Raw genomic sequence first — 24,079 nt, forward strand, 5'->3', positions numbered from 1 at the left:
ATAATTTTACTACTCCTTAATTCCTTCTAAATCTAGTAAAAACGCATAGTCCATAGCCACTTCTTTTAAGGCTTCAAACCTTCCCGAAGCCCCACCATGACCGGCATCCATATTAGTTTGCATCAATAAGATATTCTTGTCTGTTTTCATATCTCTAAGCTTAGCAACCCACTTTGCTGGTTCGTAATACTGAACTTGACTATCGTGTAATCCAGTTGTAACTAGCATATTTGGATAATTTTTAGCTTCAACATTATCGTAAGGAGAATAACTTTTTATGTAATTGTAATACTCCTCTATATTAGGATTCCCCCATTCATCATACTCTCCTGTTGTTAATGGAATTGAGTCGTCTAGCATAGTGGTTACAACATCAACAAAAGGTACCGAAGCTATAACCCCATTGTATAAATCTGGGGCCATATTAACGATAGCTCCCATTAATAATCCTCCTGCAGAACCTCCTGAAGCATATAAATGTTCTTTTGAAGTATATCCTTCTTCAATTAGATACTTAGATGCATCAATAAAATCTGTAAATGTATTTTTCTTCTTTAGCAACTTTCCATCTTCATACCATTGTCTACCCATATATTCGCCACCGCGAACATGAGCAATTACATATATAAAACCTCTATCTAAGAGACTTAAACGCACTGTTGAAAAGTACGGGTCTATGGTTGCCCCATAAGAGCCATAGCCATAAATAAGCAATGGGTTTTTACCATCTTTTTTTATTCCTTTTCTGTAAATAACAGACATCGGTATTTTGGCTCCATCTGCAGCAGTTGCCCATAGTCGTTCAGTATGATAATTATCCTTATCAAACTTTCCTCCTAAAACTTCAGTTTCTTTTAAAACTGTTTTTTCTTTAGTTTCCATATTGAAATCTATTATGGAAGCTGGGGTGTTTAAAGAATTGTATCCGTAACGAAGAATCTTAGTGTCGAATTCGGGGTTTTGAGTCGTAAAGGCAGTGTAAGTTTCACTGCTAAATGGAAGGTAGTAATCTACATCATCTTTCCATTTTTTAATTCTAATTTTTGTCAATCCATCACTACGCTCACTTATTACCAAGAAATCTTTAAAAATATCGATATCCTCAAGTAACACATCATCACGATGGGAAATCATATCTACCCAGTTCTCTTTGGTAGTTTTGTTTTCCGAAGTCATCATCAATTTAAAGTTAAGCGCTTTGTCTTTATTTGTAAGCACATACCAGTTATTTCCATAATGGGAAATATTGTACTCTAAGCCTCTTTCTCTAGGTTGAAAAACTTTAAATTCTCCTAGGGGCTTATCTGCTTCTAAAATTCTGTACTCTGAAGTTAATGTGCTATAAGAACCAATTACAATATACTTTCTAGATTTAGTTTTATATACATAGGTTCCAAAAGTTTCATCTTCTTCGGTGTAAACAAGTTCATCTTTAATAGGATCATCACCTAAAGTATGGCGGTAGATTCTATCGGCACGAAGTGTGTTTTCGTCTTTTCTAGTATAAAAAAGTGTTTTATTATCACTTCCCCAAGTAGCACCTCCAGTTGTAAGAGGAATACGCTCGGCAAGAATTTCACCTGTTTCAAGGTTTTTTATAAAGATGTCGTATTTTCTTCTACTTAAGGTATCCACTCCAAAAGACACAAGTTTATTGTCTTCTGAAACATTTATTCCTGAAAGGTTGTAATAAGAATAGCCCTTTGCCATTTCATTTACATCAAAAAGAATTTCTTCCTCGGCATCCAACGAACCTTTTTTACGGGTGTAAATTGGATAATCCTTACCTGTTTCGTATCTAGTTATATAGTAATATCCATTCAATTTATATGGAACAGACTCGTCGTCTTCCTTAATACGCGCTTTCATTTCTTCAAAAAGATCTTCTTTGAACTTTTTGGTATGTGCCGTCATTGCATCGTAATACTCGTTTTCTTTATTAAGATAGTCAATAACTTTTTCGTCTTCTGGATTGTTTAACCAATAGTAGTTATCTACGCGAGTATCGCCGTGAGCTGTTAATTCTTTGGCTATTTTTTCGGCTTTCGGGGCAGTGATTTCCATATTTTTTTCTGAAGTTTCTTGGTTTTTACAAGCAACAGCAAAAGTAAGACAAGCGAATGAAACAATAATAGAATTTTTCATAATTGAAGGTTGTTGAATAAACTTACAATGTAGTAAATTTGCGGGAAACTAAAATACACTAATTATGTTTGGAGATTTAATGGGAATGATGGGTAAATTAAAAGAAACCCAGGCTAAAGTTGAAGAAACTAAAAAAAGATTAGACACAGTACTAATTGATGAAAAAAGTAACGACGGACTTTTAAAAATCACGCTTACAGCTAATAGAAAAATAAAATCTATTGAAGTAGATGACAGTTTGTTAGAAGACAAAGAGCAATTAGAGGACTATCTAATACTAACGCTTAATAAGGCGATTGAAAAAGCAACAAACGTTCACGAATCAGAAATCGCTGCAGTTGCTAAGGATGGAATGCCAAATATTCCTGGAATGGATATGTTTAAATAAGTAATTTGCTAAACTTTTTATAAAATAGCATTGTAACTTTTAAAATATTCCAATTTTCCCGATATTGAAAGCTTAAATTTTAAACCTTAAACACCTAATTATGTTTGAACTTAAAAAAAGCGGTGATAAATATCACTTTGTTTTAAAAGCTGGTAACGGACAAGTTATACTTTCTAGCCAAATGTATGCTTCTAAAGCATCTGCTATGAATGGAATTGAGTCTATTCAAAAAAATTGTCAAAACGAAGACAGTTTTGAAATGAAGACGGCTAAAAACGGAAAAATCCACTGGAATATTAAAGCGACTAACGGCCAGATTATAGGCTCTAGCCAAATGTATGCCTCTGAAAGTGGTGCAAAAAACGGAATAGAATCTGTTCGAAAAAATGCTCCTGGAGCAGAAGTTAAGGAAGTAGAATAACTTTCTATTTAGAATAAGATTTAATCATGAAATCACGGGTATTTAAATATTAATATCCGTGATTTCGTGTTTTTAGAAATAATTGCAGTTCTAAAGTAGCAAATCAAATCTCGTTTGAGCTAATCACTTTTATCCCCAAATCAGCTAATTCCTTCTTTTGAAAATCGAAAGTAACAACATCTAGTGGTTGTGATGCGTCTTCAATAAAAAAGCACTCAAACCCTTCTTCCATAGCATCTTTTACAGAATAATACACACAAATATCGGCAGCTAAGCCGCAGAAAAACAATTGCGTAGCTCCTTTTTCTTTTAAATACCCTGTGAGTCCAGTTGATTTTAAATGACCATTATCGTAGAATGCACTGTAACTATCGATATTTGGGTCGGTACCTTTTCTAAAAATGGTTTCCCAACTATCAGTTCTAAGATCTGGATGAAATTCTGCACCCACGGTGCCTTGAACACAGTGGTCTGGCCATAAGGTTTGCTTTTTACCAAAAACTTCAATCTCCTCGAAAGTCTTTTTACCCTTGTGATTTGAAGCAAAACTAATATGATTTTGTGGATGCCAATCTTGTGATGCAACTACTAAATCAAATTTATCTTGTATGCTGTTGATAATCGAAACAATCTTATCTCCATCGGGAACTGACAATGAGCCTCCAGGTATAAAATCATTTTGAACATCAATAACTATTAGTGTTTTCATAATTTAAGACTTATGTGCTGCAATTAACTTATCACGTTGCGATTTTAGCTCTTCACTTAAACCAACCTTATATATATGTGGGTTTTCAAAACGTTTGTATTCGGATGGTAGTAACTTTAGACGTTCCTTAGTAAATGCAGCTATTTCGTTTATTGTTTTTTTGCCTATTGTACTTTTCCCATTTACCATTACAGGTTTTAATAAAGCCTCGTGTTTAAAATCTTGCAAATCCATTTCCTTATTAAAATCAAATGGGTGGTACATTCTTTTAATTTTATCTTCTGAAGCAATTCCAATAGCATCTGCTCCTAAAAACATTTCATTATCATCAATCATTCTATACACTTGTTTTTTACAAGGCAAGGATACTTTAATGATGTTTTCTGAAACTTTTATTCTTGGGTCACCATTAAACTCTGAAAGTTTATATACACCACCTAATGATGCATCTGGTTTACCAGTTACCAGATTAGTTCCCACCCCAAATATATCGATAGGGGCATCTTGCTCATTTAAACTTTTAATTACATATTCATCTAGTTGATTAGAAGCAACTATCTTTACATAATCCAGTCCTGCTTCATCAAGTTGCTTACGTGCTTTTTTAGCTAAATAGGCTAAATCTCCACTATCTAATCGCACTCCCATCAACCTATCTCCTCTCTCTTCCATTTCTTTCGCTACGGTTATAGCGTTTGGAATTCCACTTCTTAATGTATTATAAGTATCCACTAAAAGCACACAGTTTTTAGATCGTATTTTTCCGAAATCTCGAAATGCCTGAAGTTCATCTCCATAACTTTGAATAAAAGAATGTGCCATAGTCCCAGAAGATGGAATATTGAAATCCTCAGCAGCTTTTACATTACTAGTGCTATTAAAACCACCAATTGCAGCAGCTCGTGTTGCAAAATACCCTCCTGTAGCGTGCGCACGACGTAAGCCCATATCAAGTAATACCCTATCACCCGCACTGTAGCGAATTCTACTTGCTTTTGTTGCTATTAACGTTTGGAAGTTTAAAATGTTAAGCAATACAGTTTCAATAATCTGAATCTCTATAATATTACCCTCAACTTGTAAAATCGGACTTGTAGGAAAAACTATATCACCTTCACTAATTGAGTTTATATTTCCTTGAAATTTATAGTTTTTTAAATACTCGAGAAAATCATCTTCGAAATCGTGTGTCTTTAAGTATTGAATATCTGCATCCGTGAAGCGTAAATTTTCAAGGATTTCAAGGATATTTTGAAGTCCCGCAAAAATCGTGTATCCACCTTTAAAAGGGTTGCTTCTAAAATAATAATCAAAAACAGCTGTACTATCTGGTTTGGTTTTGAAATAAACCTGAGCCATTGTCAGTTGATATAAGTCGGTATATGATGCTGAAATATTTAGCATAAGTTGAATTTTATTATGAATAATTATTTATCGTTTCTAAAAACTTTGAGTGCATTTGGTCGGTATAATCTAAATGAGTAACGATTCTAAGTTTCCCCTGCCCCATCGCACTTATTTTTATATTCTTCTGAAGTAAATCGGCCATAAATTTTTCTTCTGAAATTGCTTCAGAAAGATAAAAGATAACAATATTTGTTTCAGTAGGCTCTACATTTTTTACAAATGATTGTTTTGAAAGGACTTCCGCTATTTCTGAAGCCTTCTTATGATCTTCCCCTAAGCGTTCCAAGTGATTGTCTAAAGCATATATCCCAGCGGCTGCCATGAATCCAATTTGCCTCATTCCTCCTCCTAAAACCTTGCGGACACGCATTGCTTTTTTCATTATTTCTTTATTACCGAGTAGCACACTTCCTATAGGCGTTCCTAAGCCTTTACTTAAGCAGACAGAAATAGTATCAAACACTCTACCATAAGCTTGAGGATCTTCATTTTTAGCTATTAAAGCATTCCAAATTCGCGCTCCATCCAAATGAAAACCTAAATTGTGTTTATCACAAACTTGTTTAATTTTTTCAATTTCTGAAAAGTCATAGCAAGCACCGCCACCTTTATTCGTCGTGTTTTCTAAACAAACTAATGTGGTTAAAGGACTGTGATAAAAATCTGGAGGATTTATACTTTCTTCTACTTGTTCGGCTGTAATCATCCCTCGGTGTCCGTCAATCAATTTGCAAGAAACACCGCTATTAAAAGAAGCACCGCCTCCTTCATAATTATATACATGAGCCCATTTATCTGCAATTAATTGCTCTCCTGGTTGAGTATGCATTTTAATAGCTGCTTGATTTGCCATACTTCCCGTAGGAAAAAATAACGCAGCATCCATCCCGAACAATTCTGCTAGTTTTTGTTCCAATTTGTTAACTGTAGGATCCTCTTTGTAAACATCGTCTCCAACTTCAGCATTCATAATGGCCTGCATCATTTCCTTTGTAGGCTTTGTTACGGTGTCACTTCTTAAATCTATTATCATATTATAATTGTGAAATTCTTGGGTTCAATTAGCAATCTTCAGAAAAGTATAAAATTAGCCGAAATATATATCCTACTCACGAAGTTAATGGTATTTTTGTTGAAATTCTTAATTATTATATGACTTCAACAGACCAAATAAAAGACCTTAAGACACGGTTAGATGCCTTGAGGCGCTATCTTTGACATTGATGGCAAAAACATAGAAATTACAAACGAAGAAGAAAAAACTTTTGACCCCAACTTTTGGAATAACTCTCAAGAAGCAGAAGCTTTTATGAAAGTACTACGAACCAAAAAGAAATGGGTTACCGATTACGAAACAGCAAAATCACTTACCGAAGAAGCTGAAATACTTTTAGAGTTCTATAAAGAAGGTGAAGGTACTGCTGAAAATGTTGACGCTATTTTTGAAAAAGCTGAAAACGCCATCGAAGACCTTGAATTCCGCAATATGCTGAGCGAAGAAGGCGACGATATGAGCGCTGTACTTCAAATTACCGCAGGAGCAGGTGGAACAGAAAGTTGCGATTGGGCACAAATGCTTATGCGTATGTACCTAATGTGGGCAGAAAAGAATGGATTTAAGGTAAAAGAGCTCAACTTTCAATCTGGTGATGTTGCAGGAGTAAAAACTGTAACCCTAGAAATAGATGGTGAATATGCGTTTGGATGGTTAAAGAGTGAAAATGGTGTACATAGATTAGTTAGAATTTCACCTTTTGATAGTAATGCCAAAAGACATACAAGTTTTGTAAGTGTTTACGTATATCCACTTGTTGACGATAGTATAGAAATTGATATAAACCCAGCCGATATTTCTTGGGATTTCGCACGTAGTGGCGGAGCTGGAGGTCAAAATGTTAACAAGGTTGAAACAAAAGCTATTCTTACCCACCACCCTAGTGGGATTATTATTCACAATAGCGAAACCCGTAGCCAATTAGAAAACCGTGAAAAGGCTATGCAAATGCTTCGATCGCAATTGTACGAAATTGAACTTCGCAAACAACAAGCTCAACGTGCCGAAATTGAAGATAGTAAAATGGCAATCGAATGGGGATCACAAATTCGCAACTACGTTTTACATCCCTATAAATTAGTAAAAGACGTTCGTACAGGACATGAAACAGGAAATACAGACGCTATACTAGATGGTGAAATTGACGGTTTCTTAAAAGCCTATCTAATGATGACTGGACAGGAAGAAAAGTCGGACGAATTATAAGAATTAAATTTCTGTAAAAATCTCATTATAGAAAAAAAACAAAGGGAACAAGATTTGAATCTATGTTCCCTTTGCAAATCATATTCCTTCTGCTAGCATTACCTATCTCGAAGTTTTACGGGTATAATCTCAGCTGTTAATTAAAACTTTAAGCACCCCGATATGATGTTTAGTAAAAGTATGAAATTAATTTGAAACAGATGCTACATACTGAAACATTTAACATGTTAAATAAATTATAATCTTCTTTTTCGCTTTTTTCCTATAAAATCAAAAATCCATAGAGACATTAAAAGGACTAAAAATATTGCGAAAACAAATTTTGCAGGCTCTATTGGTCCATCTCCAATGCCTATAAACCCTATTACGCCAAACACAATAGATAAAATAATAAATATTGCTTTCCAGTGAAGCATGATAAAAAAAGGAGATTAGATGTTAATATTAAATATGCTCCTTAAAGATAACAAAATATTAACACAAATCCATAATAATTTAACATTTATTTTATTGAATTACCATAAAATTGTTTGTTGAATAGTGGAATTCCCCATTAACACCATATCCCTCAATAGAAATTTGATAGGATCCCGAAAAATCTGAGGTAAAAAACCATCAATAAAGCCATCTTTTAAGCTTTCAATTTGAGAATTCCATATTAACTCTACTCTATAATCTAGAAGTAGTTTCCCTCTACTTTCAACAAGTAATAATTGCTTATAGAAAATTAATACTGAACTCCGCTATTTAATGCCTTATCTTTTTTCCTTTTACTGTGTTTAATGTAAAGTTTGAGCTGGTTTCCGAGATAAGCCTCTTCAAAAAAACCATTTCCAGATAACTGTAAGTATATATCTACTAATTTCACAAAATTCCGGTTGTAAATTGAAAAGGAAGTAATAAAATCTGGGATAAATTTTACATTGAAAGCACTTAGTTTACCTTCAGAATGAGTAATAAGGTTATCCTCTAACAAATCATATTTCAGCAATACATTGCTGTAAAACCGCCCATTATAGCTTACATCCCCTCTTACATAATTATAAGATTTAAAATATCTATAAGTTCCATTAGTGTTTTAAAAGAGGTCGGTAAATTCTGTTCCGTTGAATAATCCAGTGTTTTCTACACCAACGATATTGCCATAGGTTTCATAAATTTTACTTTCTGCAACGGTTTGAGCATGTATAAAATGAGTTGTAAATAAGAGAATACAAGTAACTGTAATTGTGATTCTCAAAATTGGATATATGACTTATAAATTCACTTTAAAATTAACAAAAACACAATTCCCTCACTCAAATTTTACGATAATCGTAAAATCGAACAAAGGTTAATAGGGTTATTTCTATAAACCCTTGACCACTAATAAAGTATCAGCAAACGATAATTATAAATAATCTGAAATTATTGTAACCTAAAAGTTTTAATGGCATCAAACCAATACAAACAATTAAAGGTTAAACCTAAAATCAGACACTATGAAAACACTATCGATTATTAAGACACTTGCTATAGTAGTATTTTCTTTAACTACTTCTATAAGTATTTATGCCCAAGAAACTCCACAACTAAATGATGCTGAAATTGCAAATGTTGCAGTTGTAGCCAATCAAATCGACATCGATTATGCAAAACTTGCTATTGGCACATCAAAAGATGCAGCCGTACGTGAATTTGCAAATACCATGATTAACGATCACCAAGCAATTATAGATCTTGCTGTTGAACTTGTTACAAAACTTGGCGTTAATCCTAAAGACAATCATGTAAGTAAGTCCTTGATAAACCAAGCCGATGAAACCACTAAAAAATTAAAGTCGGCAAAAGGAAAAGCTTTCGACGAAGCATACATAAATAATGAAGTTGCATATCACAAAGCAGTGATTGATGCTGTAAATACATTATTGATTCCACAATCTCAAAATTCAGAGCTAAAGGCATTACTTAAAACTGCTGTACCAATTTTGGAAACACATTATCATCATGCTAAAATGGCCCAAAGTAAAATTCTTAAAAAATGAAAACTCTTAAAATCTTTTCCCTAAGAAAAGCTGTATTAGTTATAGGAACAACGATGGTTTTTCTGTTATTTTCTAGCTTAAATACTACTGAATCTATTTCAAACACACCTACAAAACATGTAGTTAGTATTTATCAGATGAAATTTGTCCCAGAAAAAATACAAGTAAAAAAAGGTGATATAATAGAATGGGTTAACAAAGACATCGTTCCGCACGACGTAACAGAACTCAATAAGAAATGGGCTTCTAAAACATTGAATAAAGGAGATTCCTTTTCAAAAAAGATTACCACTAATTTTGATTATTTCTGCAGTATACATATTGTAATGAAAGGTTCGGTAAGTATTAAGGATTAATACTCCTTAGTTCAAAAGAAGCTCATTGTTGAAATTGTTTCCTTATTCCGCAATGAGTTTCTTTATTGTAAAAAACATTTGAAATCTTAATGGGTTTTAATTTCTCCAAATCCAATGTACCTTTACTGCAAACTTTATTATGAAAGCAGCCAGCCTAAAGGAAATCAAAACCGAACTTAATCATCGTTCAACTCAAGAACTGCTAGAACTTTGCCTTAGGCTTTCTAAGTTTAAAAAAGAAAATAAAGAGCTACTCACCTATTTATTATTTGAATCTGCTAATGAAGAAGCTTTTATAAGAAGTATAAAGTCCAAAATAGATGAAGATTTTGAAAATATAAATACTAAAACCTTCTACTTTATTAAAAAAAGCATTCGGAAAATCCTAAGAGAGATTAAAAAGTTTATTCGCTATTCTCAGAACAAAGAAACTGAGGTTGAGTTATTGCTTTATTTTTGTCATAAACTAAAAGATTTTAAACCCTCTATTAAACGAAATACAACGCTTACCAATCTTTACAATAGACAAATTGAGTACATACAGAAAAAAGTATCTACCCTTCACGAAGACTTGCAGTATGATTATGAAATGGAAATAGAAGAACTACTAAACTGATAACTTAAATTCAATTTGAACTTTTATTTCTATTATTTTTACAAAACATTAAAATATTAAATCCTAAAGAAAAAATGACCACACTATATCACAACCCTCGATGCAGTAAATCAAGACAAGCATTGCAACTTCTTGAAGAAAAAGGGGAAACCATTAAAGTTGTAAAATATCTTGAAGACATTCCTTCCAAACAGGAGTTAAAACAAATTATAGAATTGCTAGGTATTAAACCAATCGAACTTGTGCGCACTCAAGAAAAGGTTTGGAAAGAAAATTTTAAAGACAAAGACCTTTCAGAAGAGCAGATTATTGATGCTATGATTGAAAATCCTAAATTAATTGAAAGACCTATAGCTGTAAAAGGTACAAAAGCAGTAATCGGGAGACCACCAGAAAATATCCTAGAATTACTTTAATCTAAAACATCCATAGTTTAACATTAACGGGCTTTTTAGCGGGTATTATTAACAGAAAATTAGCAGAATTCAATTCTAACAATACTATTTTCGTGAGTTAATTTTTTAACTCTACTCATGAAATACTTATTGCCCTTTTTATTTTTGTTTATTAGCTACAATGTAGTAGCCCAATCCCCTGAAAAAAAACAAGTTACAATCAAAGGAACCATTCTTGAAGAAGGTACAAACTACCCATTAGAATATTCTACTGTTTCTTTTATAAATAGAGAAGGTAAAACCGTAACTGGTGGAATTACCGATTTAGATGGACACTATAAAATTGATGTTCCAACTGGAGTTTACACAGTGAGATTTGAATTTATTTCATATAAAACTAAAGAATTAAAAAATCAAAATTTCACAAAAAACACCACACTTCCTACAATAAAACTTGATTTAGACGCAGCAAGTTTAGACGAAGTAGTTGTACGTGCCGAAACTACAGAAGTTCAAATAAGGCTAGACAAGAAAATATACAATATTGGGAAAGACCTTACTGCAGGAGGTGCTTCAGTAAGTGACGCACTAAACAACGTGCCGTCTGTAACTGTTGATGTAGATGGAGCTATTGCATTAAGAGGAAATGAAAACGTTCGTATTCTTATTAATGGAAAGCCTTCTGCTATTGCTGGTTTTGGCTCTACCGATGCCTTACGCCAATTACCTGCTGAAGCTATTGAAAGAGTTGAAGTTATTACTTCTCCTTCGGCTCGTTATGACGCAGAAGGAACTGCAGGTATTCTAAACATCATTCTTAAAAAAGAAAAAACGTTAGGTGTTAATGGTTCTATAAGTACTACTATAGGTGTACCTACAAATAGTAATGCCTCTGGAAACATAAATATTAGAACTAACAAGTTCAATATCTTTAATACTACAGGTGTTTATTACAGAAAAGCTCCAGGAAAAGCACATTTCGATAATAATTATTTTTCACGCAACTTTATAGATGGTGATGGAAATCCTGTAACTGTTGACCCAACTTTCGATCAAGTTATTGAACGTAGAAATTACGACAGAATGGGTAAAGGCTTTAATACCAACTTAGGTATAGAGTACTTTATTAACGACAAGTCTTCTATTACTGCAAGTGGATTCTACAGAAAAGGAACTGGAGATGATGTTACAACAAACAACACTCTTAACAGAAACAACAACGAAACTGAAGAGAAAATAAGAAGAATTGAATACGAAGGAGAAGACGATTCTAACTATCAGTTCTCATTGAATTATGTAAATAACTTTAATGACAACGGACATAAATTAACTGCCGATTTTCAGTACGATTACGGAAAGGACGATCAAAATTCATTAATTACTGAAGATCGTTTATTCCCAGAATTCATAACACTTCCATCTGAGAATATTCTTCAAAAAAGAACAGATAGAGAATACTTAGCACAAGCGGATTACGTATTACCTATAGGTGAAAATGCACAATTTGAAGCGGGTTACCGTGGAAGTTTTGAAGAAACAATCACAGATTACACCTTATTACAAGAAGACGGTATTTCTGGTCTTTATCACAGAAATGATAGCCTTTCTAATATTTTCAACTACGAAGAAAATGTACACGCTTTCTACACTCAGTACGGAAACAAATTTGGAAAGTTCTCTTTCCTATTAGGTTTACGTCTTGAAAACACACAACTAAAAGGTAGTGTAGATGCTGAAAATGTTGATACAAATTCACCTATTAACCTAAACTTCGACAAGGATTACACAGGGCTTTTCCCTACAGTAAACTTAACTTACGAGTTAGGTGACCGTGAAAACATTACACTTGGTTACAACAGACGTATTAACCGTCCAAGACACTGGTTTATCAACCCTTTCCCTTCTCGTTCAAGTGAAGCAAACGTATTCCAAGGAAACCCTAACCTAGACCCTGCCTACTCTAGTGCATTCGATTTAGGGTATTTAAAGAGCTGGAAAAAGCTAACATTATCGAGTTCTATTTACTACCAACACGAAACAGATTCTTTTGAAAGAGTTCAAGAAGAAACTGGAGAAACTACAAGTAACGGAATTCCAATTATCCGTACCCTACCTATTAACCTTTCTACCAACAAAAGATATGGTTTTGAAGCAGGTTTATTATACAACCCTAATAAGTGGCTTACACTTAACGGAAGCTTTAATTACTTTATGTTTAAGTCTGAAGGATTTTTCAACGGTGTAGATTACGGAACAGAGGATGTTAGTTACTTTGGAAGATTTAGCAGTAAGGTAAAATTACCTGCAAAAATCGAATGGCAAACAAATGCTTTCTACCGTGGTCCAAGAAATAACTCTCAAACAGAAAGCGACGGAATCCTATCTGTAGATATGGCTATTAGTAAAGATATCATTAATGACAATGGAACTTTATCTTTAAATGTTAGTGACTTACTTAACACACGTAAGAGAAATAGTTTAACTACTACAAGCTCATTTACTAGTGAAAGTGAATTTCAGTGGAGAGCTAGACAAGTTAATTTAACATTCACCTATCGTTTCAACCAGAAGAAACAACGTCAACGTCCTAACGGAGGCAGTGGTGGTGGATTTGACGAAGGTGGGTTTGAAGGATAACATCCAAGTCTAATACAATAAAAAAGGGAACCAAATTGGTTCCCTTTTTTTGTGGTGTAAATTTTAATTTGATTAGTAAATATGCATTCTACTATTCACTTAATAGTTATCTAATTCAACCTTAATGTGTAGAAACAAAAAAAGGGAGCTTTATAAAAAGCTCCCTTTTAATTATATTGTATAGAAAAACTACTTATTTAATTGTTTGTTTTTCTTTTCTTCACGTTTATTTTTAAAATTCTCTTGAAGTGCACCACCAATCCAATAAGGAAGTATTCCCATCAAAAAAATCATCAACCAAAATCCGATGGTAACTACAGTCATAACAGCGATGAATCCTAAAAATTGCTCAAAAGTAAACATGGTATATTATTTTTAATTGAAAGTCCAAAGATAGTACGTTTTTTTTTAAAACAACAACAAAACTTTTAGTTTTATTCACAGGAAATAAACAGCTGTGCGGGTTGACCAACTTTTTGCTTTTCGTTATCTTTGCGGCAAATTTAACCCCCTTATTCAATCAGGTTAAAATAAATTCAAAATCAAGTACTTAAGGAGTTAGTCGTAACTCTACTATTTTAAATAATAATTAATTCATTATAAACATTATTACAATGCAGTATAGAATAGAGAAAGACACTATGGGCGAGGTAAAAGTACCTGCCGATAAACTTTGGGGCGCACAAACAGAGCGTTCATTCGAAAATTTTAAAATTGGCCCACGTGCTTCAATGCCTCTAGAGATAATCTACGGCTTCGCATATCTTAAAAAGGCAGCAGCTTACACTAACTGCGAACTTGGAGTTCTTCCAGAAGAAAAAAGAGATCTTATTGCAACAGTTTGTGATGAGATTTTAGCAGGAAAACACGACGATCAGTTTCCATTAGTAATTTGGCAAACAGGAAGTGGTACGCAAAGTAATATGAACGTAAATGAAGTAATTGCAAACCGCGCGCACCAATTAGCAGGAAAAACAATTGGTGAAGGTGAAAAAACACTTCAGCCAAATGACGATGTAAACAAATCGCAATCATCAAACGATACTTTCCCAACGGGAATGCACATTGCAGCTTATAAAAAGTTAATTGAAACAACAATTCCAGGTGTTGAGCAACTTCAAAAGACACTTGCTAAAAAAGCAGAAGACTTTAAAGACGTTGTAAAAATTGGTCGTACTCACTTTATGGATGCTACTCCTCTTACACTTGGACAAGAGTTTGGTGGATATGCAGCACAATTAGCTCACGGAATTAAAGCACTAAAAAACACGCTTCCACATTTAGCTGAACTTGCATTAGGAGGTACTGCTGTTGGAACTGGACTAAACACACCAAAAGGATACGACGTAAAAGTTGCAAAATATATTGCTGACTTTACAGGTTTACCTTTTATTACTGCTCAAAATAAATTTGAAGCTTTAGCTGCTCACGACGCATTTGTAGAAAGTCACGGTGCATTAAAACAATTGGCGGTTTCATTAAACAAAATAGCTAATGACGTTAGAATGCTTGCTAGTGGACCTCGTAGTGGAATTGGAGAAATCAACATTCCTGCAAACGAACCAGGTTCTTCAATTATGCCAGGAAAAGTAAACCCTACACAATGTGAAGCATTAACAATGGTTTGCTCTCAAGTAATAGGTAACGACATGGCAATTGCCGTAGGTGGTATGCAAGGTCAGTTTGAACTTAACGTGTTCAAACCAGTTATGGCTGCAAACTTTTTAGAATCAGCTCAACTTCTTGGAGATGCTTGTGTTTCATTCGATGTAAATTGTGCACAAGGTATTGAACCTAACCACGAAGTTATTAAAAGACAATTGAACAACAGCTTAATGCTTGTTACAGCCTTAAATACAAAAATTGGTTACTACAAAGCAGCAGAAATTGCTAATACAGCTCACAAAAACGGAACAACTCTTAAAGAAGAAGCAGTAAACTTAGGTTATACTACAGCTGAAGAGTTCGACCAATGGGTAAGACCAGAAGATATGGTGTAATAATCACCACACACACCCAAAGTTTTAAACAACAAACCCCGCAGATAATGCGGGGTTTCTTTTTAGGCTTAAACCATTTTTGAAATAGTATGGTTTTATTTAGCTAGTCTATCTTTAACAAATTCAATTTGTGTTTTTCCGTGTGGTGTTGGCACCCCGTTTTCGTCTAAACTTACCATTATAATTTTTTCGATACTAATTATTACTTCGTGATTCATTTTGTTTCGAACTTCGCAGGCAAGCGTTAATGAAGTTCTTCCAAAAGATTTCGGCTCTAGCCCTATTTCAATGATATCACCTTTTTTAGCAGAACTCACAAAGTTTATTTCACTCATAAACTTCGTTACTGTTCTTGGGTTTTCTAATTGTATAATTGCATATAGAGCCGCTTCTTCATCAATCCATTCTAGTAAACGGCCGCCAAACAAAGTTCCGTTTGGATTTAAATCTTCTGGCTTAATCCATTTTCGTGTGTGAAAATTCATTCTTTAATATAATTTAGGTTGGTTATTTAAATAAACCTACAAATCAAATCTAGTAGGCTTTTATTTTTTGATATATACTGTTTTCCTATTTACGAATTCTTTTATTCCATCGGCACTTAGCTCTCGTCCGTAACCACTTTCTTTAATTCCACCAAAAGGTAATCTCGGATCACTTTTTACTAATTCATTTATAAAAACAGCACCTTCATCAAATTTATGGATAATCTTCTCTGCTTCTTCTATATTCTCTGTAAATAGCGAAACTCCTAAGCCAAATTGAGAATTATTAGAGAGATTAATCGCTTCTTCAATAGTTTTAAATGTAGTAACAGACAAAGCAGGCCCAAATGTTTCTTCCTTAAATACCGCCATATTTTCGGTAACATTTGTCAAAACAGTTGGTTCAAAATACGCGCCTTGTCGCTTACCTCCTACTTCAAGCTTCGCTCCTGCCTTAATAGAATCATTGACTTGCTTCTCAATATCTTTCGCCAAATCCTCTCTTGCTAAAGTTCCTATATAAGTTTCTTTGTCTAAAGGATCTCCGCTTTTTAATTCTCTTACCTTAACAACTAGTTTTTCAACAAATTCTTCAGCAATAGATTCATCTACAATCAATCTTTTTCCGGCTATACAACTCTGCCCGGTATTTTGAAAACGCGCTTGAACACAAGTTTCCAAAGTCTTTTCAATATCACAATCTTTCATTACAACCAATGCGTTGCTACCCCCTAATTCTAATACTGTTTTTTTAATGTTCTTACCTGCTAAGGAAGCAACCGAAGATCCTGCTGGCCCACTTCCAGTAAGCGTAACAGCTTTTACTTTCTTATTTTCAATTATTTCTTCTACCGCATCACTTCCTATTAATAATGTAGTAAAACAGTTGTCAGGAAATCCAGCTCGTTTAAATATCTTTTCAATATTCATGGCACTTCCAAATACGTTAGAAGCGTGCTTCAAAACACAGATATTTCCAGCCATAAGAGCAGGAGCCGCAAATCGGAAAACTTGCCAAAACGGATAATTCCACGGCATTACAGCAAGAACTACACCTAAGGGTTCATAGCTCACATAGCTTTTATAGGCATCGGTTTTAATTACTTTATTTTGAAGTTGATTTTCGGCATTCTCAGCGTAATATTCGCATACCCATGCACATTTTTCAACCTCTGCTTCTGCTTGAGAAATAGGTTTTCCCATTTCTAAAGTCATCATTTCGGCATATACGTGCTTATTAGATCTCATTTCTGCAGCCGCTGCAAGCATTAGTTTTTGGCGTTCTTTAAATGGAACTTCTCTCCAACTATAAAAGCGTTTATCCGCTTTGTCTATTATTTCAGAAACTTCCTTTTTGCTGTGATTTTTATAGGAATTTAATTCATCTCCATTATATGGATTTTTGGAAATAGTAACGGCCATTGTTTTTATTTTAAAAGTATTGAAAACATAGAGAATGAGTAAGCGATTAAGACTATTTTAACGAGAAAAATATTGAAAATAAAGCATTCAAACTTTCATTACCTTTGCGCCTATTATAATACATTTGTGAAAAATAAATTATTAAGAATAATATTAAAAAATTTATCAATATCTCTATCTAAAGCAATGCCTTAGGATAAAGAAATAAAACCATTTTTAAAATGAAAAACACTGCACTTACACACATACACGAACAATTAGGCGCTAAGATGGTGCCATTTGCAGGCTACAATATGCCGGTTTCATACGAAGGAGTAAAAGTTGAGCACGAAACTGTGCGAAATGGCGTGGGTGTATTTGATGTTTCGCATATGGGCGAATTTTTAATTACAGGTCCAAAAGCTTTGGAATTAATTCAAAAAATAAGCAGTAACGATGCTACTAAACTTGAAGATGGAAAAGCACAATATTGCTACTTTCCAAATGAAGAAGGAGGTATAGTTGACGATTTAATTATTTACAAAATTAAAGACGAAGAGTATTTACTTGTAGTAAACGCATCTAATATCGACAAAGATTGGGCTTGGATAGAAAAGCACAATACTATGGGTGCCGAAATGAAAAATATCTCTGATGATTATTCACTTTTAGCTATTCAAGGGCCGAAAGCAATAGAAGCAATGCAATCGTTAACTTCAGAAGATTTGAGTGCGATTAAATTTTACAACTTCAAAGTTTCTGATTTTGCTGGAATTGAGCATGTAATTATCAGTGCTACTGGTTATACAGGAAGTGGTGGTTTCGAAATTTACTGTAAAAACAGTGAAGTAGAACAAATTTGGAATAAAGTTTTTGAAGCTGGAAAAGATTACGGTATCAAGCCAATTGGTTTAGCTGCTCGTGATACACTTAGATTAGAAATGGGCTTCTGCTTATACGGAAATGATATAGATGAAACAACTTCTCCACTAGAAGCTGGATTGGGATGGATTACAAAATTCACTAAAGACTTTATCAATTCTGATAATCTGAAAAAAGAAAAAGAAGAAGGTGTAAAAAACAAACTTATTGGTTTTGAATTAATAGACCGTGGAGTTCCAAGACAAGGGTATGAAATTGCTGATAAAGATGGAAACATCATCGGTAGAGTTACAAGTGGAACTATGGCACCTTCATTAAATAAATCTATTGGATTGGGATATGTAACTGTAGAAAATAGTGCTCCAGAATCTGAAATATTCATTCAAATTAGAAATAAACCAATTGCAGCAAAAGTTGTTAAAACTCCTTTTTACAAAGGCTAATGTTGGATTATCAAGCTATTTTAGAAGAAATATATTCATCCCTCAAAAAAACTGAAGATACTGGTGAGGTAGCTAGCTATATCCCAGAATTGGCTAAGATTCCAAAAGACAAACTAGGAATTCACCTACAGTTAATTACGGGTGAAGACTATGCTGTTGGCGATGCTTTAGAAAAATTTTCAATTCAAAGTATTTCTAAAGTATTCTCATTATCAAAAGCATTTCAGTTGGTTGGAAATAAACTTCTTACTCGAGTTGATGTAGAACCTTCGGGGAATCCATTTAATCATCTTTCTCTATTGGAACTTGAAAATGGAATTCCTCGAAATCCTTTAATCAATTCGGGGGCGATTGTAGTGGCTGACGTTTTGCTTTCAAATTTAAAAAACCCAAAAGAAGATTTTTTAAACTTTGTACGCGAATTAGCTCACGACGATTCAATTAGCTATAATGAAAAAGTTGCAGAGTCTGAAAGAGAAACAGGTTTCAATAATTATGCAGCTGCCAACCTTTTAAAGTCCTTTGGAAACCTTGAAAATGATGTTGATGATGTATTAGATTTCTACTTTCATCAATGTTCAATAATGATGAATTGCAAACAACTTACAAACGCTTTTTTCGTTTATGCCAATAGAGGAAAGTGTTTAAAAGACGTACTACACTTAACTCCTAGTCAGGTAAAACGCATTAATGCAATTATGTTAACCTGCGGTTTTTATGATGAAGCAGGCGAATTTGCTTTTGAAGTTGGATTGCCAGGAAAAAGTGGCGTTGGTGGCGGAATAGTGGCACTTCTACCCCATTGTTTTACAATTGCAACCTGGGCACCAGCCTTAAATCCACAAGGAAATTCATTTTTAGGAATGCAGGCATTAGAGCAGTTTACCACTAAAACAAAGCTTTCTATATTTTAAAAAGAAGTTGAAGCGGAATTTAATGAGGAAAAAAGAAGGGAAAGAACGTATTTTAATTCTTGGAGGTAGCGGTTTTATAGGTTATGAAATTTATAAAGAACTTCTCTCCTATTACGAAGTGTATTGCACTTACTGTAAGCAAGAAGGCGCTTTTTCTGAAAATCAAGTCTTCTTTAAATACTGTGTGGAAGAGGATTCCTTATTTTTATTGCTAAATGAAATAAAGCCTACTGTAATAATTTCGGCAATTTCTGGAGATTATAAGAAACTGTTTGATGCCTATCAACAAATGGTGAACTACACCCTGCTTCACGAGGATTGTTCAGTTTTATATATTTCTTCAGCAGAAGTTTTCGATGGAAAATTTTCACATCCATCGTATGAAAATGACCTGACACTCTCTGAAACTCCTTCAGGGAAGTTTAAAATTGCAATTGAAAAGTTGTTATTAGAAACTATTCCGCAGCAAACCACAATTTTAAGGCTGCCAATGGTGTTAGGGGTTAATTCACCGGAAATAGCTCATTTACGTCAATGTATCCGACATAAGGCTACATATGAAGTTTTCCCTAATCTTATAATTACTACCACTACTATAGATAAGGTGTGTCAGCAAATTCACTATATCGTTAATCACTCTTTGGTGGGAATATTCCATTTATCGAGTAATGACATGGTACATCACGAAGATCTCATCAGAGAGATAACTGTAAAAATTAGTGATAAAATGCCTATCTTTAAAAGTGTATTTAGCAGTAATGAAGACCGCTATCACGCAATTCTTCCAAAGGTAAATCAATTACCTGAACCTTATCAAATAGCTGTAGCAGAAGTAGTTGAAGAATCTGGTTTAAACGAAGAGATTATGTCTATACGATAAAATACTGTACATTGATTTTAAACTAAAATTACAACTATGAAAGCATTATCAGAAAATGAAATATTAGAAAAGCTTAAAGATTTTGAAGGCTGGGAATATATTGAAGGAGCACTACACGCAATTTTCGAATTTGAAAATTTTAAAGAAGCTTTTACTTCAATGACAAGAATAGCTTTTGAAGCTGAAAGATTAAACCATCACCCTGAGTGGAGTAATGTATACAATTCGTTAGAAATCTATTTATCTACTCACGATGCAGATGGTGTAACCGAAAAAGATTTTGAGCTTGCTCGAATAATTGATGAACTCATTGGGTAAACTTAGCCCTCAAAACAGACCCTAAATAATACTATAAATTCATTGGATTTTGTTCTTATAAAAATGGAGTTTATTTGAAATTTGGTTTTTGGTTTTTTTATATTTGAAGTATTAATTTTTCGATTCATTCTTAAGGTGAATTAATTAAAACACAATTTAAAGAAGTAAAGAAATGGGAAGAGCTTTCGAATTTAGAAAAGCAAGAAAAATGAAGCGTTGGTCTGCTATGTCCAAAGCTTTTACTCGTATTGGAAAAGATATTGTAATGGCTGTAAAAGAAGGAGGCCCTGATCCAGATTCCAATGCTAGACTTCGTGCAGTAATACAGAATGCCAAGTCTGTAAACATGCCTAAAGACAATGTAGAGCGCGCTATTAAAAGAGCGAGTGACAAAAGCTTAGGCGATTATAAGGAAGTTCTTTTTGAAGGATATGCTCCACACGGAATTGCAATTTTAATTGAAACCGCTACCGATAACAACACTAGAACTGTTGCAAATATTCGCAGTTACTTTAATAAATGTGACGGTAGTTTAGGAACTTCTGGTTCTGTATCGTTTATGTTTGATCACACTTGTAACTTCCGTATAAATCCTGAAGGAATGGATATTGAAGAACTTGAGCTAGAATTAATAGATCACGGTCTTGAAGAAATTTTTGAAGATGAAGATGGTATTTTAATTTACGCGCCTTTCGAAAGTTTCGGTGCAATACAATCGTACTTAGAAGATAAAAATATAGAAATTCTTTCTTCTGGGTTTGAACGTATTCCACAAGTAACCAAAAAACTAAATGCCGAAGAAGTTGCCGATGTAGAAAAACTTCTTGAAAAGATAGAAGAAGATGATGACGTTCAAAACGTTTATCACACTATGGAAGAATCTACTGAAGAATAATTTTTTCCAAATAAATTAAACATTAAAAAAGTCGAGAACGCTATTAAATATAGTGCTCTCGACTTTTTTATAACTAATTGATAAAACTAAAATATCAAATAAGGTATTTTATTTAAGACAACTCAGGCTCCTTCCCTACCACGCCGTCAAAGTATTTTCTAAGGTGGACCATATCAGCATCTAAATCTCCTGTTGGGTAAAAAGGTTCATTAATAGTTACTGTTTTCTTACCCCAATCAAAAGGAACACATATAATAGGAACGTTTGCTTTCATAGCGATATAATAGAATCCCGTTTTCCATTCTTCAACTTTTTTACGAGTTCCTTCGGGGGCTAACGACAAACGAAACTCATCCTTCTTTTCGAAAATTTCTGCTATCGCTTCAACTTTATTCTGCCCAGGAGTTCGGTCTAATGCAGCTCCACCGGTCCATTTAAAATACCAACCAAACGGCCACTTAAAAAGTTCTTTCTTGGCTATATAGTTAATCTGAACCTTGGTTATTCTTCTTATAAATAAACCAATATAGAAATCGTGCCAACTAGTATGTGGTACAACGATAATAACGGCTTTTTTAACTTTTGGGTCAAAGGCACCGTCAATCCTCCATCCCATTATTTTATAAAAAACAAATTTTGCAATTCCCATATACTGGTGCTAAAGTAAGGTTACATTTTTAAGTATAATTCTTTCAATTTTTCTGGGGTAACAATAGTTTGCCATTCTTCACCAAAAGCATTTTCCCAAAGTGGCACCATGCCCATAGCAACGTTAATCATTGTTTCCATTTGTTCATCAGTGAGGTTTGCACAGACACCTTGAGGAATTTCTATTCCGTGTTTTTCAACCATTTTCTTGAAAAGAACAACATCTTCACCGTAATATTCTTCCAACTGATTAAATACTATACAATTTCCGATGCCGTGTTTAGTTCCCAACACATAACCTAGCCCATAACTCATTGCGTGAGCTACCCCCACTTGAGAGTAAGCGATACTCATACCACCATGCCATGAAGCCATCATAAGCTTAGCGCGAGATTCTGCTTCAGAAAGGGAATCTTCTTTTAAGAAAATCTCCATACAAAGGTCGTAAGCCTTTTCGCCATAACTCTGACTAAAAGCATTTAAAAAAGTTCCATTCAACGATTCTACACAGTGTATAAAGCAGTCCATCCCTGTATAAAACCACTGATTTTTAGGAACACCTTGAGTAAGTTCTGGGTCGAGTATTACTTGATCGAAAGGAGTGAAATCGCTGTTAATCCCAAGTTTACGAACAGGCCCGGTAAGCACTGTTGTACGAGAAACTTCGGCTCCTGTTCCAGAAATAGTTGGAATTCCTACGTGGTAAACAGCTTTTTTCTTAACTAAATCCCATCCTTGATAATCGGCTGCACTACCTTTATTAGTAAGCATAATAGAAACTGCTTTCGCTAAATCTAACAAGGTTCCTCCTCCTATTCCAATAATCCCTGAAGGCAAATTGGTAAACTCACTTCTAATGTCTTTCACCAGTTTATCAACTTGAGAAGTTTTAGGTTCTTCTGCTGCTGAAACGAAAATTAATTTATCATTAAATCGAAGATTAATTCGGTCTATAAACTCAGTATTTGTTTCAAAAACATCATCTATTAAGTATATAAATGGAGCCTTGTCTTTTTTATGAGAAGAAAGAATTGTAGTTAACTGATCAAAACATCCCTCTCCAAAGACTACTTTCGGCACCATTGGGAAGTTTCTAAACTTATTATTTACACTAACTTGTTTATTTTCTAATAGCAGTTTATTGGCTCTAGCTAAATCTTCTGGAGTGTCTATTTCAACTCCTGAAGTATTTGAAATAGCCATTTTTATATTTTTCCCATATTCTAAGTATCGGATGCATTCAATTTTTTCTGCGGCTTCCAATGAGCGCATTGGCAATCGGTAAAAATCGAGTATTGCTTGCTTTCTAAAGGCGTAAATCCCTTTATGCTTATAATATTGAAGCGCTACATTTTTATCTCTAGGATATGGAATTGGAGAACGTGAAAAGTAAAGTGCGAAATTGTCTTTATCTACAATTACCTTCACAGTGTTTGGATCGTTGATTTCTTTCCAATCGTGGATTTCAGTCATTATAGAAGCTAAGTCAATCTTCTCGGCATCAGGGCCATCAAAAACGGCTAGAACTTTTTCTAAAACTTCACTATTTGTAAATGGTTCATCACCTTGAACATTCACAACAATATCGATATCCATATTTTCAACCGCTTCGGCAATTCTATCACTACCACAGTCGTGCTCTTTAATACTCATTATGGCTTTTCCGCCATAACTTTCAATTTCCTGAAATATAATGTCACTATCGGTAACTACATATACTTCATCGAAAAGGTTTGTAGCCTTTGTAGCCTCATAAGTTCTTACAATTACAGGTTTTCCACCTAAATCTTGCATTAATTTACCAGGAAATCGGGACGCACCATATCGTGCGGGAATCATCGCTATTACTTTCAAA

General features: G+C 34.0%; 26 protein-coding genes, 1 pseudogene and 1 riboswitch. Of the genes and pseudogenes, 14 read left to right on the top strand and 13 right to left on the bottom strand.

What is annotated here, in order from left to right; translation table 11 throughout:
- Positions 1-9: 9 nt before the first annotated feature.
- A complete protein-coding gene (locus G3A46_RS06940; protein ID WP_165148022.1) occupies positions 10-2,145 on the bottom strand; it encodes a S9 family peptidase in 2,136 nt (711 codons plus the stop codon).
- Positions 2,146-2,209: 64 nt separating this feature from the next.
- Between G3A46_RS06940 and G3A46_RS06945 the strand changes: the two genes are divergently transcribed.
- Entirely contained in the window at positions 2,210-2,533 is a 324-nt protein-coding gene (locus G3A46_RS06945; RefSeq protein ID WP_139854759.1) for a YbaB/EbfC family nucleoid-associated protein, read from the top strand.
- Between the two features lie 100 nt (positions 2,534-2,633).
- Positions 2,634-2,954, top strand: a complete 321-nt coding sequence (locus tag G3A46_RS06950) for a YegP family protein (protein ID WP_165148025.1) — start codon at positions 2,634-2,636, stop codon at positions 2,952-2,954.
- 103 nt (positions 2,955-3,057) lie between these two features.
- Here G3A46_RS06950 and pncA read toward each other — a convergent pair whose 3' ends face one another.
- From pncA to G3A46_RS06965, 3 genes are read right to left on the bottom strand one after another with little or no spacing between them, the layout of a single operon-like run.
- Positions 3,058-3,663, bottom strand: a complete 606-nt coding sequence (gene pncA / locus G3A46_RS06955; RefSeq protein WP_165148028.1) for a bifunctional nicotinamidase/pyrazinamidase — start codon at positions 3,661-3,663, stop codon at positions 3,058-3,060.
- Between the two features lie 3 nt (positions 3,664-3,666).
- Positions 3,667-5,067: a nicotinate phosphoribosyltransferase gene (locus G3A46_RS06960; protein WP_165148031.1), complete on the bottom strand. Its 1,401-nt coding sequence runs from the start codon at positions 5,065-5,067 to the stop codon at positions 3,667-3,669.
- A 13-nt stretch (positions 5,068-5,080) separates the two neighbouring features.
- Positions 5,081-6,103, bottom strand: a complete 1,023-nt coding sequence (locus tag G3A46_RS06965) for a GntG family PLP-dependent aldolase (RefSeq protein ID WP_165148034.1) — start codon at positions 6,101-6,103, stop codon at positions 5,081-5,083.
- Between the two features lie 119 nt (positions 6,104-6,222).
- On the opposite strand from G3A46_RS06965, the gene prfB reads away from it, so the two are divergent.
- A protein-coding gene (gene prfB / locus G3A46_RS06970) for a peptide chain release factor 2 (RefSeq protein WP_165148037.1) occupies positions 6,223-7,330 on the top strand; the annotation gives its coding sequence in 2 pieces (ribosomal slippage) (positions 6,223-6,285 and positions 6,287-7,330; 1,107 coding nt in all).
- A 67-nt stretch (positions 7,331-7,397) separates the two neighbouring features.
- A riboswitch (TPP riboswitch) is annotated at positions 7,398-7,500 on the bottom strand.
- A gap of 66 nt (positions 7,501-7,566) precedes the next feature.
- Here prfB and G3A46_RS06975 read toward each other — a convergent pair.
- The 3 genes from G3A46_RS06975 to G3A46_RS06985 form a co-directional block, all read right to left on the bottom strand.
- A complete protein-coding gene (locus G3A46_RS06975) occupies positions 7,567-7,746 on the bottom strand; it encodes a DUF1328 family protein (protein WP_165148040.1) in 180 nt (59 codons plus the stop codon).
- 311 nt (positions 7,747-8,057) lie between these two features.
- Positions 8,058-8,321, bottom strand: a complete 264-nt coding sequence (locus tag G3A46_RS06980) for a hypothetical protein (RefSeq protein WP_165148043.1) — start codon at positions 8,319-8,321, stop codon at positions 8,058-8,060.
- Between the two features lie 87 nt (positions 8,322-8,408).
- Positions 8,409-8,570: a hypothetical protein gene (locus G3A46_RS06985; RefSeq protein WP_165148046.1), complete on the bottom strand. Its 162-nt coding sequence runs from the start codon at positions 8,568-8,570 to the stop codon at positions 8,409-8,411.
- Between the two features lie 241 nt (positions 8,571-8,811).
- On the opposite strand from G3A46_RS06985, the gene G3A46_RS06990 reads away from it, so the two are divergent.
- The 5 genes from G3A46_RS06990 (at position 8,812) to G3A46_RS07010 (ending at position 13,358) form a co-directional block, all read left to right on the top strand.
- On the top strand, positions 8,812-9,354 hold the full coding sequence (locus G3A46_RS06990) for a DUF4142 domain-containing protein (RefSeq protein ID WP_165148049.1): 543 nt from the start codon (positions 8,812-8,814) through the stop codon (positions 9,352-9,354).
- A complete protein-coding gene (locus G3A46_RS06995) occupies positions 9,351-9,710 on the top strand; it encodes a plastocyanin/azurin family copper-binding protein (protein ID WP_165148052.1) in 360 nt (119 codons plus the stop codon). The genes G3A46_RS06990 and G3A46_RS06995 overlap by 4 nt, the downstream gene beginning before the upstream one ends.
- A 139-nt stretch (positions 9,711-9,849) precedes the next feature.
- Positions 9,850-10,326, top strand: a complete 477-nt coding sequence (locus tag G3A46_RS07000) for a hypothetical protein (protein WP_165148054.1) — start codon at positions 9,850-9,852, stop codon at positions 10,324-10,326.
- Positions 10,327-10,400: 74 nt separating this feature from the next.
- Entirely contained in the window at positions 10,401-10,742 is a 342-nt protein-coding gene (gene arsC / locus G3A46_RS07005) for an arsenate reductase (glutaredoxin) (RefSeq protein ID WP_165148057.1), read from the top strand.
- 117 nt (positions 10,743-10,859) lie between these two features.
- Positions 10,860-13,358 carry a TonB-dependent receptor gene (locus G3A46_RS07010; protein ID WP_165148060.1) on the top strand — a complete coding sequence of 833 codons (2,499 nt, stop codon included), beginning with the start codon at positions 10,860-10,862 and terminating at the stop codon, positions 13,356-13,358.
- 189 nt (positions 13,359-13,547) lie between these two features.
- Here G3A46_RS07010 and G3A46_RS07015 read toward each other — a convergent pair whose 3' ends face one another.
- Positions 13,548-13,721, bottom strand: a complete 174-nt coding sequence (locus G3A46_RS07015; RefSeq protein WP_165148063.1) for a hypothetical protein — start codon at positions 13,719-13,721, stop codon at positions 13,548-13,550.
- A 251-nt stretch (positions 13,722-13,972) separates the two neighbouring features.
- Between G3A46_RS07015 and fumC the strand changes: the two genes are divergently transcribed.
- Entirely contained in the window at positions 13,973-15,358 is a 1,386-nt protein-coding gene (fumC, locus tag G3A46_RS07020) for a class II fumarate hydratase (RefSeq protein ID WP_165148066.1), read from the top strand.
- Positions 15,359-15,453: 95 nt separating this feature from the next.
- Here the strand turns inward: fumC and G3A46_RS07025 are convergent, their stop codons facing one another.
- Positions 15,454-15,843 (bottom strand): hotdog domain-containing protein, encoded by a 390-nt coding sequence (locus G3A46_RS07025; RefSeq protein ID WP_139854776.1) that lies wholly within the window; start codon positions 15,841-15,843, stop codon positions 15,454-15,456.
- 60 nt (positions 15,844-15,903) lie between these two features.
- Positions 15,904-17,265, bottom strand: a complete 1,362-nt coding sequence (locus tag G3A46_RS07030) for an NAD-dependent succinate-semialdehyde dehydrogenase (protein ID WP_165148069.1) — start codon at positions 17,263-17,265, stop codon at positions 15,904-15,906.
- Positions 17,266-17,486: 221 nt separating this feature from the next.
- Here G3A46_RS07030 and gcvT point away from each other — a divergent pair, with 221 nt between their 5' ends.
- The 5 genes from gcvT to G3A46_RS07055 all read left to right on the top strand — a co-directional run bounded on the left by gcvT (position 17,487) and on the right by G3A46_RS07055 (position 21,576).
- A complete protein-coding gene (gcvT, locus tag G3A46_RS07035; protein WP_165148072.1) occupies positions 17,487-18,569 on the top strand; it encodes a glycine cleavage system aminomethyltransferase GcvT in 1,083 nt (360 codons plus the stop codon).
- Positions 18,569-19,483, top strand: coding sequence for a glutaminase (locus G3A46_RS07040; protein WP_165148075.1), 915 nt, complete (start codon positions 18,569-18,571; stop codon positions 19,481-19,483). The genes gcvT and G3A46_RS07040 overlap by 1 nt, the downstream gene beginning before the upstream one ends.
- Positions 19,484-19,505: 22 nt before the next feature.
- The gene (locus tag G3A46_RS07045; RefSeq protein ID WP_165148078.1) at positions 19,506-20,363 is read left to right on the top strand and encodes a sugar nucleotide-binding protein; all 858 of its coding nucleotides are present in this window, start codon (positions 19,506-19,508) and stop codon (positions 20,361-20,363) included.
- 36 nt (positions 20,364-20,399) lie between these two features.
- Positions 20,400-20,681 carry a 4a-hydroxytetrahydrobiopterin dehydratase gene (locus G3A46_RS07050; RefSeq protein ID WP_165148081.1) on the top strand — a complete coding sequence of 94 codons (282 nt, stop codon included), beginning with the start codon at positions 20,400-20,402 and terminating at the stop codon, positions 20,679-20,681.
- Positions 20,682-20,853: 172 nt separating this feature from the next.
- Positions 20,854-21,576, top strand: a complete 723-nt coding sequence (locus tag G3A46_RS07055; RefSeq protein ID WP_139854782.1) for a YebC/PmpR family DNA-binding transcriptional regulator — start codon at positions 20,854-20,856, stop codon at positions 21,574-21,576.
- 112 nt (positions 21,577-21,688) lie between these two features.
- Here the strand turns inward: G3A46_RS07055 and G3A46_RS07060 are convergent, their stop codons facing one another.
- The 3 genes and pseudogenes from G3A46_RS07060 to kdsB all read right to left on the bottom strand — a co-directional run.
- On the bottom strand, positions 21,689-22,225 hold the full coding sequence (locus tag G3A46_RS07060; RefSeq protein ID WP_165148084.1) for a 1-acyl-sn-glycerol-3-phosphate acyltransferase: 537 nt from the start codon (positions 22,223-22,225) through the stop codon (positions 21,689-21,691).
- Between the two features lie 20 nt (positions 22,226-22,245).
- Positions 22,246-23,307, bottom strand: coding sequence for an iron-containing alcohol dehydrogenase family protein (locus G3A46_RS14325; RefSeq protein ID WP_241836875.1), 1,062 nt, complete (start codon positions 23,305-23,307; stop codon positions 22,246-22,248).
- A 48-nt stretch (positions 23,308-23,355) separates the two neighbouring features.
- Positions 23,356-24,063, bottom strand: a pseudogene (gene kdsB / locus G3A46_RS14330) (3-deoxy-manno-octulosonate cytidylyltransferase); the annotation flags it as partial.
- Positions 24,064-24,079 lie beyond the last annotated feature (16 nt).

Origin of the sequence: Aequorivita sp. KMM 9714, assembly GCF_011065475.1 — a bacterium.
Taxonomy (GTDB): domain Bacteria; phylum Bacteroidota; class Bacteroidia; order Flavobacteriales; family Flavobacteriaceae; genus Aequorivita; species Aequorivita sinensis.